This window comes from Aliagarivorans marinus DSM 23064, from assembly GCF_000429485.1.
In the GTDB taxonomy this organism is placed as follows: Bacteria; Pseudomonadota; Gammaproteobacteria; order Enterobacterales; family Celerinatantimonadaceae; genus Aliagarivorans; species Aliagarivorans marinus.
In genome coordinates this window covers 353,887-368,693 of record NZ_KE386908.1, presented here as the reverse complement: position 1 = coordinate 368,693, position 14,807 = coordinate 353,887, and the positions used below count along the sequence as shown (strand labels likewise).

Genomic DNA, 14,807 nt, shown 5'->3' with positions numbered 1-14,807 from the left:
ATGGCGCGCGTGGAAGGATTCGAACCTCCGACCGCCTGGTTCGTAGCCAGGTACTCTATCCAGCTGAGCTACACGCGCGTTGAAATCGATGGCGGTGAAGGAGGGATTCGAACCCTCGATAGGGCTACAAACCCTATACTCCCTTAGCAGGGGAGCGCCTTCAGCCACTCGGCCACCTCACCGCGATTTCGGGTGTGCATATTACTGGCTGCAGAAATTTAGTCAAACACTTTTTTGAATAATATGCGTGTTCGCTCAGGAATCGCACAAACACCTTATAAAGTAAGGAAATACGCTGGATTTATCGGCAAATCCCACCTTTATGGGTAGGTGTTCCACCGGCGCGCCCAGCACCAAACGGCCTGCACGCCGCCGCTACAGAGACGAACCAAATAGTTTAAGTGGACAGTTTTCACACACTTGTCAGTAAATACAACATGCATTCTGGCAGGCGACGGCTAACTAATGAGAAGAGAGAAAGGGCTAACCAGCGAGATAATACCAATCCGAATAAGTAGATGTTCAGAGATTGCGCGGCAAAAATCATTGAGGGCAAGAAAGCGCTCGCTGTAACTAGTGGACTAATTACAAGAGTGCTGACGCAGCCATCAATGATTTTAACTAGTAAAAATGACCAGCTACTTATTTGGATTGGTGTTAATAAATCTTGCGGGGATAAAAACGAAAAACGCCAGTCATAAGACTGGCGTTTGATGATCTTGGCGTTTGCGAATCGCTTAGCGACGCAGACCCAGTTTAGCGATCAGTGCTTGGTACGCTTCAACGTCTTTACGTTTCAGGTAGTCAAGCATTTTACGACGCTGGCTAACCATGCGTAGTAGACCACGACGGCTGTGGTGATCGTGGATGTGCTTTTTGAAGTGACCTTGCAGGTGGTTGATTTGAGCAGTCAACAGTGCAACTTGTACTTCTGGAGAACCGGTATCGCCTTCAACACGAGCGTACTCGGCTACAATCGATGCTTTTTCAGCAGCGCTTAGTGACATAATAAACTCCTAATGGATGTAAGTTAAAACCATTGCCAATCACTAGTTCAGCAATGGAGGCGGCGCATTATAAAGCCCACGCCGTGGAGATGCAAGGCGAGATAGCGCCACATGCGCCACTCACCTTGAAAAGCTTAAGATTGTGCCTGCTCAGCCTGAATCAGCCGCTTAGGTGCAACCAAGCCATCGTCATTCAGCTCACCAATACCCACGAAGCGACGCGCCTCGCCGATATAGATGCGGAACTGGCCTTGCAGTGGCGCACCCGCCACTTGCACTGCCTGGCCGTGCATCAGGTAATCACCGATGGCATCGGGAAGCACTACCTCTGGCAGGCTGGCTACCGCGGTGTCCATGGGCAATAGCAGTGGGTCCAGCTCTTCGCGTGGCGGCACGTCTTGCGCCTTGGCGTAGTCGAAGATGTACTCTAGCTGCTCGATGGTCACCATCTGATCGGCCGGGTAATCGGCCACCTGCGAGCGGTGTAGTTTGATCACGTGGGCACCACAGCCCAGCAGCTCACCCAGATCATCGATGATGGTGCGGATGTAGGTGCCTTTAGAGCAGTGGATATCCAGGCTAAGTTCATCGCCATCAAGCGAGATAAAGTTGTTCTCGAACACCTCAATCGGGCGCGACTCACGCGGCACTTCAATGCCTTCGCGGGCATAGTAGTACAGAGGCTTGCCCTGATACTTAAGCGCTGAGTACATGCTTGGCACTTGCTCAATCTTGCCGGTGAACTGCGGCAAGGCATCACGCACCTGCTGCTCAGTGACCTCAACCGGGCGGGTTTGCACCACCTCACCGTCAGAATCCGAGGTGTCGGTACGTACCCCCAACTTCGCGGTAACTTGGTAACGCTTGTCGGAGTCGAGCAAGTACTGGGAAAACTTGGTGGCCTCACCCAGACAGATCGGCAGCATACCGGTGGCTAGTGGGTCCAACGCGCCGGTGTGGCCCGCCTTTTGGGCAAAGTAGATACGCTTTACCTGCTGCAGCACATTGTTCGATGACGCGCCAGTTGGCTTGTTCAGCAGCAAGATGCCGTCCACCGGACGGCCTTTATTACGACGACGCCCCATTAGGCTTCCTCACCTTCATCAGAGCGGCCGCTCTGCTCAGCTTTCTTTTGGTCTTCTTTTACCGCTTGGCTTGCCAGCTCAGACATACGCAGACCTTCTTGCAGGCTGCGGTCATACTGGAAGCGCAGCTCTGGTACTGCACGCAGACGCATTTGCTTGGCGAGCATATGGCGGATGTATGGGCCGTGCTCTTCGAGCGCTTCCATACCGCCTTTAACTGACTCTGCGTCGTCATTTAAGAAGGTCACGAACACCTTGGCGTAGGCCAGGTCGCGGGTGACTTCAACTTCTGACACGGTGGTCAGGCCTAAACGTTGGTCGCGGATTTCGCGCTGCAAGATCACAGCGACTTCTTTTTGGATCTGTTGGGCAACCCGATCCGGGCGACTAAATTCTCTTGGCATACTGCTTCTCCTCTACCCCTATGCGGTATGCAACTCACACAGGGCTATAAATAGCAATGGGGGCCTAAGCCCCCATTTTCAGTATTTCTACGTGGCTTAGATGCTACGTTTAACTTCTACCACTTCGAATACTTCGATTTGGTCACCAACGCGAACATCATTATAGTTCTTAACGCCGATACCACACTCCATACCGTTACGAACTTCGGCTACGTCGTCTTTAAAGCGACGTAGTGATTCCAGTTCGCCTTCGTAGATAACTACGTTCTCACGAAGTACGCGGATTGGGTTGGAGCGCTTAACGATACCGTCAACCACCATACAACCGGCGATAGCACCCAGCTTAGGCGACTTGAACACGTCACGAACTTCAGCCAGACCGATGATTTCCTGTTTGAACTCAGGAGCCAGCAGACCGCTCATCGCGCTCTTCACTTCATCGATTAGGTCGTAGATTACGCTGTAGTAACGCAGTTCAACGCTTTCTGAGTCGATAACACGACGAGCAGTCGCGTCAGCACGTACGTTAAAGCCCAGTACGATAGCGTTCGAGGCAGCGGCCAGGGTCGCGTCGGTTTCGGTGATACCACCTACACCACGACCGATGATGCTTACCTTCACTTCGTCGGTAGACAGTTTCACCAGTGAGTCGGCGATTGCTTCCAGTGAACCTTGTACGTCGGCCTTCAGTACGATGTTCAGTTCTTGAACCTCGCCTTCGGTCATGTTGGCGAACATGTTCTCCAGCTTGGCCTTCTGCTGACGCGCCAGTTTCACGTCGCGGAACTTGCCTTGACGGTACAGGGCAACTTCTCGGGCTTTACGCTCGTCGCGTACTACAGTGGCTTCGTCACCGGCTTGCGGTACGCCAGACAGACCCAGAATCTCTACTGGGATAGACGGACCCGCGGTGTCGATATCTTTACCGTTCTCATCTTTCATCGCACGGATACGACCGTACTCCAGACCACACAGGATGATATCGCCTTTGTTTAGCTCACCTTGTTGAACCAGGATAGAAGCAACCGGGCCGCGGCCTTTATCAAGGCGTGATTCGATAACCACACCAGACGCTGCACCCGCATGGCTTGCAGTCAGTTCCAATACTTCAGATTGCAGCAAGATAGCATCTAGCAGATCGTCGATACCTTCACCGCTCTTGGCCGATACGTGCACGAACTGGTTCTCACCGCCCCAATCTTCTGGGATAACTTCGTGTTGCGCCAGCTCGGTTTTAACACGATCTGGATCAGCGGTTTCTTTATCGATCTTGTTCACTGCAACAACCAGTGGCACTTCAGCGGCTTTAGCGTGCTGAATTGCTTCAATGGTTTGTGGCATTACGCCGTCATCGGCAGCAACTACCAGAACCACGATATCGGTTGCCTTGGCACCACGAGCACGCATCGAGGTAAACGCTGCGTGTCCAGGCGTATCCAGGAAGGTAATCATGTTGCCGTTGGTTTCAACGTGGTATGCACCGATGTGCTGGGTAATACCACCGGCTTCGCCGTCTGCAATCTTCGCTTTACGGATGTAATCCAGTAGCGAGGTCTTACCGTGGTCAACGTGACCCATGATGGTCACAACTGGTGCACGTGTTTCTTGCTCACCAGTAGACTCGGCTTCTTGCATCACCTGCTCTTCAAGGGCGTTCTCTTTAACCAGAACAACCTTGTGACCCATTTCTTCAGCAACCAGCTGCGCAGTCTCTTGGTCGATAACTTGGTTAATGGTTGCCATGGCGCCCATCTTCATCATCGCCTTGATCACTTCAGTAGCTTTCACCGCCATCTTGTTAGCCAGTTCGCCAACAGAGATGGTTTCGCCAATGCGCACTTCACGCTCAACCGGCTGTGCTGGCTTGTTAAAGCCATGCTGGATAGAGCTAGGGGTCGCTACCTGACGCTTGCCTTTACGGCCACCGCGACGGTTGTTGTTGCGATCATCGTTACCGGCAGCCTTCTTACGCTTCTTACGGCGAGGGGCTTCATCACGACGCTCTTGATCATCTTCTGCCTGACGGGCATAGGTAGAGGTCGTGGTGTGGTAATCCGACGTCTCTTCGCGCTTCTTACGCTCAGCTTCTTCTTTGGCCCAGCGAGCGGCATTCTCTTCAGCCAAACGCTTAGCTTCTTCTGCTTTAACGCGCGCTTCTTCTTCCGCTTTACGCTTAGCTTCTTCTTCGCGTAGCTTAAGTAGCTCAGCCGCTTCTTTTTCAGCAGCGATCTCTTCAGCAGTTTTCGGCGCTGCAGGCTCTTCCGCAGGCGTGTCAGTCGCTTTAGTTTGCGCTTCAGCCTTGGCTTTCGCCTCAGCTTCTTGCTTAGCTTTTGCTTCGGCTTCTTTCTTCGCCTTGGCTTCTGCTTCTAGGCGCGCTTTCTCTTCAGCTTCGCGACGTGCGGCTTCTTCAGCCTCGATGCGGGCTTTCTCTTCCGCTTCTTTACGTGCTTGTTCTTCAACGGCGCTGCGCTTCACGTAGGTGCGCTTCTTACGCGTCTCTACTTGAACGGTGCGCTGCTTACCACCTGAGCCGATGTTAAGCGTGCTCTTAGTGGTGCGCTTAAGGGTCATACGGCTTGGATTGCTGTCTTGCTCGCCATGCTGCTCTTTCAGGTGCTTGAGCAGGGTGCTTTTCTCTGCTTCAGTCACCATGTCACCCTGAGCTTTGCTGATACCTGCGTCAGCAAATTGCTGAACCAGCTTGTCTTCAGTGGTGCCAATATCGGTGGCGAGTTGCTTAATGGAAACCTCTGTCATCGGGTATAATTCCTCCGTCGACCTTATTCTTCGTCGCCGAACCAGCAAATCTGTCTGGCGGCCATAATTAGTTCTGCAGCTTTCTCTGCTGAAAGCTCTTCGATCTCTTCAAGATCATCAACGCCCTGCTCGGCAAGATCTTCCAGGGTAACCACCCCTTTGCTTGCCATTACGAAGGCTAAGTGGCGATCCAAGCCTTCCAAGTTCAGCAGGTCGTCTGCTGGCTCAGCATTTTCCAATGACTCTTCTTTCGCCAATGCTTCAGTCACCAGAGCCGCTTTAGCGCGTTCACGCAGCTCGCTCACGGTTTCTTCGTCCAGACCGTCGATGCTCATCAGCTCAGACGCTGGTACGTAAGCAATCTCTTCCAAAGTGGTGAAGCCTTCTTCAACCAACACAATGGCGAAGTCGTCATCGATATCCAGATGTGCAGTGAACAGGTCGATAGAGCGCTGGGCTTCTTCCTGGTGCTTGTTCTGCATGTCGTCAACGGTCATTACGTTCAGCTCCCAGCCGGTTAGCTGAGAAGCCAGACGTACGTTTTGACCGTTACGGCCAATCGCTTGAGCCAAGTTATCTTGCTCAACGGCAATGTCCATTGAGTTGCTGTCTTCATCAACGATGATGGAAGCCACTTCTGCTGGCGCCATAGCGTTAATCACGAACTGAGCTGGATTGTCGTCCCACAGCACGATATCCACACGCTCGTTACCAAGCTCGCCTGATACCGCTTGAACACGCGCACCACGCATACCAACACAAGCGCCCACAGGGTCGATGCGACGGTCGTTGGTTTTCACGGCGATCTTGGCGCGAGAACCTGGGTCACGGGCAGCGCCTTTGAGCTCGATCATCTCTTCAGCGATTTCTGGCACCTCGATGCGGAACAGCTCAATCAGCATTTCCGGACGGGTACGGCTCATAAACAGCTGCGCGCCACGTGCTTCTGGACGTACGTCGTACAGCAGGCCGCGAACACGGTCACCCGGGCGGAACGCTTCACGTGGAAGCTGCTCTTCACGGTGGATAACGGCTTCTGCGTTGTTGCCCAGATCAACGATGATGTTGTCGCGGGTTACTTTCTTCACCACACCGGTCACCAAGTCGTTGACTTGGTCAACGTACTGCTCAACCACTTGAGCACGCTCGGCTTCACGTACTTTTTGCACGATAACCTGCTTAGCGGTTTGGGTAGTGATGCGGTCGAAGACAACCGATTCAATCTGTTCTTCTACGTAGTCACCCAGTTCGATCTCTGGCTCGTCGATGCGCGCGGCTTCGAGGGTGATCTCACGGAATGGGTGCTCAATGGCTTCTTCGTTCTCAACCACCATCCAGCGACGGAAGGTATCGAAGTTGCCACTTTTACGGTCGATATCTACACGAACTTCGATATCGCCTTCATATTTTTTCTTGGTAGCGGTCGCCAAAGCAATTTCCATCGCTTCGAAGATACGCTCACGCGGCAGGGCCTTTTCATTGGAGACCGCGTCAACTACCAACAAGACTTCTTTGTTCATTCCTGAGCCTCTTTAGTCAAACTGGGGGACAATATGCGCTTTTTGCACGTTGCTCAGCGCTAAACGGTGTTGCTGTTGGTCGACGTCAAGAGTCACCATGTCGCCTTCTACCGCGACGATCACACCCTGCCACTTACGACGGTTTTCAACCGCCATACGGGTTTGCAGGAATGCAACTTCACCCACACAGAGAGCAAATTGCTCAGCCGTGAACAGCGGGCGTTCTAATCCTGGCGAGGAAACCTCTAGGTTATATTCGGTGCTGATTGGGTCTTCCACGTCAAGTACGGCACTGACTTGACGACTAACTTCTGCACAGTCGTCAACGGTGATGCCGTTCTCGTGGTCGATGTAAACACGCACGATGGAGTGTTTACCGGCACTAACATACTCAATACCCCACAGTTCGAAGCCAGTGGCCTCTACCGCAGGTCGCAACATGTCAGTGAGTCGTTGTTCTAAACTAGCCAAGGTTCCCCTCCAGAAACAAAAAAAGGGCTTATAGAGCCCAGTTCTAGCACTTAAAAGTGCGGCTTTAAGATGACAAAAAGCCCCGATAATGCGGGGCTTTTTACTAGCTGAGCCGTTTCGCTATCTCATATCGGATGAGATTGGTTGCGGGGGCCGGATTTGAACCGACGACCTTCGGGTTATGAGCCCGACGAGCTACCAGGCTGCTCCACCCCGCGTCCGAAATTGCCGAGGATTATAACAATCACTCTGGCATCTTGCAAAACTAAACTTTGGTGCCGAGAGCGGGACTTGAACCCGCACGTCCATAGGACACTACCCCCTCAAGATAGCGTGTCTACCAATTCCACCACCTCGGCAAGAAACTTAGTTCGGAACGTCTGAATCCGGGCTAACTGGAGCTGAAGGTACGTCAGCATCCGGAATCACCACCTCGAAAGCTGGTGCAGACAGATCTTCTTCTACATCGTTTTGCTTGGTTTGCTTTGTTGTGAGGTTACCCAACAGCAAACTAATTACGAAAAACAGGGTCGCGCAGATTGCGGTACTGCGGGTCAGGAAGTTACCTGAGCCGGTTGCGCCGAATACAGTATTCGAGGCACCAGAACCAAAAGACGCGCCCATGCCAGCACCTTTACCTTGCTGGATCATAACCAAGCCGATTAAGGCTAAGGCGACTAACAGAAACAATACCAGTAAAATTTCGTACATTCTCTTCACCTATGTGTAGGACTAACTTGCGCTCGCCCCTTTGAGAAACACGAGTCACCAAAGCGGGCGAGATAGTAGCGAACCTAGTTAGCCAATACAAGCGCTTAGCGCAAAAAATTGGCTATAGGTATTCAATCGCTGGATTTGTGTGCAGATCTGGCCCGCGTGTTACGCGCAGGCCACTTTGACTGCATCGGCAATGGACTGGGCACAGCTCTCGACCAAGGCCGAGTCGCGCCCTTCAACCATCACCCGTAGCAGCGGCTCGGTACCTGACTTACGCAGCAGCACCCGGCCATTACCAGCAAGCTTGGCCTCGGCTTCTGCCTGAGCTTGCTGCACCACTTCACTGGAGAGTGGATCGCTATCGCCTTGGAAGCGCACGTTCACCAGTAATTGTGGGTACAGGGTGAGGTCTTTGAGTAGTCCGCGCAGATCTTCCCCTTTGCTCAACATGGCAGCCAGTACCTGCAGGGCAGCCACGATACCATCGCCAGTAGTGGTGTGTTCCAGACAGATAATATGGCCAGAGTTCTCGCCGCCAAATGCCCAGCCGTGTTCCAGCAGCTGCTCCATCACGTAGCGATCGCCTACTTTCGCGCGAACAAAAGGAATATTGCGCGCTTCCATGGCTTGCTCGAAGGCGAGGTTGGTCATCAACGTGCCCACCACCCCACCGTTCAAACGGCCGGTGTCTTGGGCGTCGCACGCTAGGATATACAGGATTTCGTCGCCATCAACTTGCTGGCCATTGCCATCAATCATCATCACCCGGTCGCCATCACCATCGAAGGCGATACCAAGATCGGCGCGGTGCTTAAGCACCTCTTCAGCTAGCAGCTTGGTGTTGGTGGCGCCGCAGCGCTCGTTGATATTCAGCCCGTCGGGCTGATTGGCAATAGCAATAACTTCGGCGCCTAGCTCGGCAAACACCTTTGGCGCAATGTGATAGGTTGCACCGTTGGCGCAGTCAACCACAATACGCAGGCCGTTGAGGCTAAAGCGATTTGGGAAGGTACTCTTACAAAACTCGATATAACGGCCAACCGCATCTTCGATGCGCTTAGCTTTACCCAACATATTTGACTCAACACAGGTAATCGGGTTATCCAGCTGCTGCTCGATCGCTAGCTCGACATCATCCGGCAACTTGGTGCCATCGGCAGAGAAGAACTTAATACCGTTGTCGTAGTAAGGGTTGTGCGATGCAGAAATAACAATGCCCGCCTCTGCGCGGAAGGTTCGGGTTAGGTAGGCAACGGCTGGGGTTGGCATCGGGCCAACAAAACTGGCTTGCACGCCCGCTGAAGACAGACCCGCTTCGAGTGCTGACTCCAGCATATAGCCGGAGATGCGGGTGTCTTTACCGATAAGTACTTTACGGGTTCCCTGGCTTGAGAGCACCTTGCCCGCAGCCCAGCCTAACTTAAGCGCAAAATCTGGGGTAATCGGGTACTCACCTACCTTGCCACGCACGCCATCGGTGCCAAAATATTTTCTAGTCATAGCTTACTCTTTGCTACTGCTTCTAATACGTCCAATACATCGCGGGTTTGCGCTACATCGTGCACCCGCAGAATCTGAGCGTGTTGTTGCGCTGCCAGCATCGCGCCCGCTAGGCTTCCCGCCAAGCGTTGCTCTACTGAGCGATCCAACAGTTGCCCAAACATACTCTTTCTCGACATTCCTGCCAATATAGGCAAGCCGAATTGATGAAATTCTTCGAGCCGTGCCAGCAACTCGAGGTTGTGCTGCAAGGTTTTACCAAAGCCAAAGCCCGGATCAAGGATTAGTAGCTCCTTGGCCAATCCTGCCTGCTCGCAGGTCGCCACGCGCTCCGCTAAGAACTCAGCAATGTCTGCCACCACTTCGCGATACTGCGGGTCGGCTTGCATGGTCCGCGGTTTACCCTGCATATGCATCAGGCACACCGGCACCTGCAGCTCAGCCGCCGCTTGCAGCGCACCCTGCTGATTAAGCGCGCAGACATCGTTAATCATACTGGCACCTGCCGCCACCGCCTCGCGCATCACCTGCGCCTTGTAGGTATCGATGGAAATCAGGCAATCGCTGCGCTGGCGGATGGCTTCAATCACCGGAATGGTGCGTGACAGCTCTTCATCCAGAGACACTTCTGGTGCGCCTGGTCGGGTCGATTCACCACCGATATCGATAATTTCGGCGCCATCATCAAGCATCTTGAGCGCCTGCTGTACCGCGCTGTCGATGTTTAGATAGCTGCCGCCATCGGAGAACGAATCAGGGGTGACATTGAGGATTCCCATTACGATGGGGTGCTGGAAGCAACGTCCAGCGAGTTGAAAAGGAAATGCTTGCTTCATAGACGAAAAAGCCCCGCTTGCGCGGGGCACTAGTTCTTATTGATTACTGAGCCGGGTCTTCAGACATCGGGCTGTCGCCACTTGCCTTTGGCTTGTCTTCTTCGGCCACCGCGCTGGCACCGGAGTTGTCATCGCTACCGCCCGAGCTGCTGCTGTCTTGATCCCAATCCGCAGGTGGACGAGGGTCTTTGCGCTCCATCAGATCATCGATTTGCTTGGCATCGATGGTCTCATACTTCATCAACGCATCTTTCATGGCATGCAAGATGTCCATGTTCTCGTTCAGCAGATTTTCTGCGCGCGAGTAGTTGCGGTCGATAACGGCACGGATCTCATGGTCAATCGCCTTGGCAGTGTCATCTGACATATGCTTCGACTTAGCCGCAGTGCGGCCCAAGAACACCTCACCTTCTTCATCGGCGTAGAGCAGTGGCCCCATCGATTCAGACAGACCCCACTGGGTCACCATCTTGCGAGCAATCTCAGTGGCACGCTCAATATCATTAGACGCACCGGTGGAGACTTTGTCATCACCGTAGATGATCTTCTCAGCAAGTCGGCCACCATAAAGACTGGAAATCATACTCTCCAAGTGCTGCTTGCTGTGACTCACCCGGTCTTGCTCAGGCAGGTACATGGTCACACCCAGCGCGCGGCCACGTGGAATAATACTCACCTTATAAACTGGGTCGTGCTCTGGCACCAAGCGACCAACGATGGCGTGACCCGCTTCGTGGTAAGCGGTCATCTCTTTCTCGTTTTCGGTCATCACCATGGACTTGCGCTCAGCACCCATCATGATCTTGTCTTTGGCTTTTTCGAACTCTTCCATGGCAACGGTTCGTTTGTTACCACGGGCGGCAAACAAGGCAGCCTCATTCACTAGGTTCGCCAAATCCGCACCGGAGAAGCCTGGGGTACCGCGAGCGATTACCGCCGCGTCAACGCCATCGGCCAGCGGCACCTTGCGCATATGTACCTTAAGGATTTGCTCACGACCACGTACATCTGGCAGACCAACGGTCACCTGACGGTCGAAGCGACCGGGGCGCAGCAGCGCAGGGTCCAGTACGTCAGGACGGTTAGTCGCAGCGATAACAATAATACCTTCGTTACCTTCGAAACCATCCATCTCAACCAGCATCTGGTTAAGGGTTTGCTCACGCTCATCGTGACCACCACCCAGACCAGCACCACGCTGACGGCCTACCGCATCAATCTCATCGATAAAGATGATGCAAGGCGCAGACTTTTTAGCTTGCTCGAACATGTCGCGAACACGAGAGGCGCCCACACCCACGAACATCTCAACAAAGTCAGAACCGGAGATGGTAAAGAACGGTACCTTCGCTTCACCGGCAATCGCTTTGGCCAGCAAGGTTTTACCGGTACCCGGAGGACCTACCATCAACACACCAGTCGGGATCTTACCGCCCAGCTTTTGGAACTTGGTTGGGTCGCGCAGGTAGTCGACCAGCTCTGCCACTTCTTCTTTGGCTTCGTCGCAACCAGCAACATCGGCAAAGGTGGTTTTGATTTGGTCTTCACTCATCAGACGCGCTTTGCTCTTGCCGAAGGACATCGCGCCCTTACCGCCGCCGCCTTGCATCTGACGCATAAAGAAGATCCACACCCCGATCAGCAATAGCATCGGGAACCAAGAAATAAAGATCGAAGTCAGTAAGCCTTGTTCTTCCGGCTTCTCACCAATCACTTTCACATCTTGTTTGATAAGGTCATTCAACAGGTCACGATCTGGATATGGGATCAGAGTAGTGAATTGCTCGCCGGTGCGTTTAACACCGTTGATCTCCTGCCCAGAAATCTTCACTTCGCGGATCTGGCCGTGATTGACTTCCCTTACAAACGTTGCGTAGTCCATTTGACGACCACTACTGGAATCGGGGCTAAAGCTTTGAAAAACCGACATCAAAACTACCGCGATGACCAGCCACAAAATCAGATTTTTTGCCATGTCACTCAAGACGAAAACCTCATCTGTAAATAAAAGGTAACTTTAGTTAGCGTACTACAGTTTAAAACCACTAGCTACCAAATAGACTTCACGGGAACGGGCACGTGAAGAGTCTGGTTTACGGGTTTTGACGCTACTGAACATACTACGTACTTCCTGCAGATATTGGTCAAAACCTTCTCCTTGGAATACTTTGACCACAAAGCTGCCTTTCGGTGCCAGTACCTCTCGGCACATATCCAACGCCAGCTCAACCAAATACATTGCCCCCGATTGATCAACGGCTTTATTGCCGCTCATGTTCGGTGCCATATCTGACATCACCACATCGACCTTGTTGTCGCCAATACGCTCCAACAAGGCATTCAGCACGGCTTCTTCTCGGAAGTCACCGCACAAGAAATCGACGCCAGCAATTGGGTCCATCTGCAAGATGTCACAGGCGATCACATGGCCACCCATGCCCACCTGCTCCACCGCGTATTGTGACCATCCCCCAGGGGCAGCCCCAAGGTCGACAACCGTCATGCCCGGCTTCAGCAGTTTGTCCTTTTGCTGGATCTCTTCAATCTTGAAAACCGCCCGTGAGCGCAGGCCTTGTTTCTGCGCTTGCTGGACGTAATGGTCATCAAAATGTTCGTTTAACCAGCGCTTGGAGCTGGCTGAATGTTTCTTTTTGGTCACCGAAAACTTACCGAATAGTATTTAGTTAGGACGATTACATAGTAATAGCCTAGAGATGGCGTTAAAATAAGGGTTTTCAACCCCGAGTCAGTAGAAAATTTCTATGCAACTGAGTAATAAGCAGAAACAACACCTTAAGTCCTTGGCCCATCCGCTCAAGCCTGTCGTCTTGCTGGGTGCCAATGGCTTGACTGAGGGGATTATGGCCGAGATTGAGCTGGCACTTGATCATCACGAATTGATCAAGGTGAAGATCCCCACCGACGATCGGGAAATGAAGCAATTGATTGCAGACACCATCGTGTCAAACACCAGGGCAGTGAAGGTACAGACCATCGGTCACATCCTGGTGATTTACCGCCCGTCGGAAAACCGAAAGATCGAACTACCTCGCAAGTAGCCCTAACCGGCACTGCATACTAAAAAGCGGCCAATGGCCGCTTTTTGCGTTTTTATACCAATCCGAATAAGTAGATGTTCAGATATTGCGCAGGAAAAATCTTTGAGGACGAGGAAGGGCTTGCCGTAACTAGTGGACTAATTACAAAAGCGCTGACGCTGCCACCAAAGATTTTAACCAGCAAAGATGACCAGATACTTGTTCTGATTGGTATTAAACCTGCTCGTTTAACAGCTCAGGGCGCGGGGTCTGCTCCCAATCGCGCACTTGTGCGTAGATGCCCGCAGTCTTCAGGTAGCGATCAGCTTTCTGCTGGTTTTCGATGCTGTCGTTGATCGATTTCACCGTGGTCCAGGTTCCATCACTACGTGAAGAGCCGGATTTGTCGCCCCCCATGGTGGTCTGCAGGTAGATATCCACCAACTTGTCTTGATGTTGCACCTGATTGACCTGTAGGGCAGTGTTGCGCTTTGCATCGGTCTTGGCTTGCTCACCGGCTTTGTAATCCGCTACTGCGCCTTCAGCGGCCCGGCGCGCCTGCAGCTGCTGCTCAGGGCTGAGCTTGTCGTACTCGTCTTTGATGCGATCAACGATATCGCGCGGCGGCGTCGGTTGGATCCGAGCATCGCCAGCGGAAGAAAGGTATTGCGCTGCAGAGAAACCAGTTTGGGATACTTGCATTTGTTACCACCTGAAAATGCCAATTAGCAAAACAAAATAAACAGTTTACCCGTCCCTGGTTGGTCATTAATCTATCAAAACGCGAGTTATTGTTCAAATATCGCACGCATAAGGATTTATGCAGTCTGATGCTCCGGACAAGCATGGAATTCCGCCAGTTGCCCATCCAATACCAATACGCAATCCATACCGGCGTTGTGCGCAGCCTGCAGGCCAAAGGGAGTGTCTTCAAACACTAGGCATTGCTCAGGTGCGGTATTCATCTCCTTGGCGGCGTATAAGAAGGTATCGGGCTCAGGCTTGTGCGCCTTCACCTCATCGGCGCTCACCAAGGTGGTGAACATCTCTGTCAACGATAGGTTATCGAGGATCCGCTGCATATTACTGCGCTCTGCGCCAGTACCCACCGCCATCGGTAGCTTGCCTTGGAACTGCTCAGCAACCGCTACGCTTGCTGGGATGCGCGCTACTTCCTGCCATAGCGTGTCAAAGGTGGCTTTCTTGGTTTTGACCAACTGAGCCTTATCGAAGGTCACGCCAAAGTGGCTGGCGTACTCGTCGGCAATCTTGGGAGTCGGCATACCGCCGCGCTTTCCAACAAAGTCGATATCCACCGGTAGCCCCTGCTCTTCCAAAGCCGTTTGCCATGCCTTTAAGTGCGATGGCATAGAGTCGACCAAGGTGCCATCCATATCAAAAATCAGCGCTTGATAGCGCGAGTAATCCAGCTCTAACACGTAATACCTCTAAATACGAAAAACGCAGCCGAA

14 protein-coding genes and 4 tRNA genes are annotated in these 14,807 nt (G+C 52.7%); 1 reads left to right on the top strand and 17 read right to left on the bottom strand.

Annotated elements, in window-relative coordinates:
• Position 1: 1 nt before the first annotated feature.
• The 15 genes from G461_RS0119215 to rlmE all read right to left on the bottom strand — a co-directional run bounded on the left by G461_RS0119215 (position 2) and on the right by rlmE (position 12,956).
• Positions 2-78 (bottom strand) — tRNA-Arg (locus G461_RS0119215).
• Between the two features lie 11 nt (positions 79-89).
• Positions 90-182, bottom strand: a tRNA-Ser gene (locus G461_RS0119210).
• Positions 183-737: 555 nt separating this feature from the next.
• Entirely contained in the window at positions 738-1,007 is a 270-nt protein-coding gene (gene rpsO, locus G461_RS0119205) for a 30S ribosomal protein S15 (protein ID WP_026958556.1), read from the bottom strand.
• 134 nt (positions 1,008-1,141) lie between these two features.
• Positions 1,142-2,092, bottom strand: a complete 951-nt coding sequence (truB, locus tag G461_RS0119200) for a tRNA pseudouridine(55) synthase TruB (protein WP_026973057.1) — start codon at positions 2,090-2,092, stop codon at positions 1,142-1,144.
• Positions 2,092-2,496 (bottom strand): 30S ribosome-binding factor RbfA, encoded by a 405-nt coding sequence (gene rbfA, locus G461_RS0119195; RefSeq protein WP_026958554.1) that lies wholly within the window; start codon positions 2,494-2,496, stop codon positions 2,092-2,094. The genes truB and rbfA overlap by 1 nt, the downstream gene beginning before the upstream one ends.
• Positions 2,497-2,592: 96 nt before the next feature.
• Positions 2,593-5,253, bottom strand: a complete 2,661-nt coding sequence (gene infB, locus G461_RS0119190) for a translation initiation factor IF-2 (RefSeq protein WP_026973056.1) — start codon at positions 5,251-5,253, stop codon at positions 2,593-2,595.
• Between the two features lie 23 nt (positions 5,254-5,276).
• Positions 5,277-6,773 (bottom strand): transcription termination factor NusA, encoded by a 1,497-nt coding sequence (gene nusA / locus G461_RS0119185; RefSeq protein WP_026958552.1) that lies wholly within the window; start codon positions 6,771-6,773, stop codon positions 5,277-5,279.
• Between the two features lie 12 nt (positions 6,774-6,785).
• Positions 6,786-7,244, bottom strand: a complete 459-nt coding sequence (gene rimP / locus G461_RS0119180) for a ribosome maturation factor RimP (RefSeq protein ID WP_026958551.1) — start codon at positions 7,242-7,244, stop codon at positions 6,786-6,788.
• Positions 7,245-7,385: 141 nt separating this feature from the next.
• Positions 7,386-7,462, bottom strand: a tRNA-Met gene (locus G461_RS0119175).
• 55 nt (positions 7,463-7,517) lie between these two features.
• Positions 7,518-7,603: transfer RNA gene (locus G461_RS0119170), tRNA-Leu, on the bottom strand.
• A gap of 7 nt (positions 7,604-7,610) precedes the next feature.
• Positions 7,611-7,955, bottom strand: coding sequence for a preprotein translocase subunit SecG (secG, locus tag G461_RS0119165; protein ID WP_026973055.1), 345 nt, complete (start codon positions 7,953-7,955; stop codon positions 7,611-7,613).
• Between the two features lie 168 nt (positions 7,956-8,123).
• On the bottom strand, positions 8,124-9,461 hold the full coding sequence (glmM, locus tag G461_RS0119160; protein ID WP_026973054.1) for a phosphoglucosamine mutase: 1,338 nt from the start codon (positions 9,459-9,461) through the stop codon (positions 8,124-8,126).
• Positions 9,458-10,297: a dihydropteroate synthase gene (gene folP, locus G461_RS24890; RefSeq protein ID WP_035480730.1), complete on the bottom strand. Its 840-nt coding sequence runs from the start codon at positions 10,295-10,297 to the stop codon at positions 9,458-9,460. Before folP ends, glmM begins: the two co-directional genes overlap by 4 nt.
• A gap of 43 nt (positions 10,298-10,340) precedes the next feature.
• A complete protein-coding gene (gene ftsH / locus G461_RS0119150; RefSeq protein WP_026973053.1) occupies positions 10,341-12,281 on the bottom strand; it encodes an ATP-dependent zinc metalloprotease FtsH in 1,941 nt (646 codons plus the stop codon).
• A gap of 45 nt (positions 12,282-12,326) precedes the next feature.
• Positions 12,327-12,956, bottom strand: a complete 630-nt coding sequence (rlmE, locus tag G461_RS0119145; protein WP_026973052.1) for a 23S rRNA (uridine(2552)-2'-O)-methyltransferase RlmE — start codon at positions 12,954-12,956, stop codon at positions 12,327-12,329.
• 103 nt (positions 12,957-13,059) lie between these two features.
• Between rlmE and yhbY the strand changes: the two genes are divergently transcribed.
• Positions 13,060-13,356: a ribosome assembly RNA-binding protein YhbY gene (yhbY, locus tag G461_RS0119140; RefSeq protein ID WP_026973051.1), complete on the top strand. Its 297-nt coding sequence runs from the start codon at positions 13,060-13,062 to the stop codon at positions 13,354-13,356.
• Between the two features lie 213 nt (positions 13,357-13,569).
• Here yhbY and G461_RS0119135 read toward each other — a convergent pair whose 3' ends face one another.
• Positions 13,570-14,037, bottom strand: coding sequence for a hypothetical protein (locus tag G461_RS0119135; RefSeq protein WP_026973050.1), 468 nt, complete (start codon positions 14,035-14,037; stop codon positions 13,570-13,572).
• 116 nt (positions 14,038-14,153) lie between these two features.
• Entirely contained in the window at positions 14,154-14,774 is a 621-nt protein-coding gene (locus tag G461_RS0119130) for an HAD family hydrolase (RefSeq protein ID WP_026973049.1), read from the bottom strand.
• Positions 14,775-14,807: the final 33 nt, after the last annotated feature.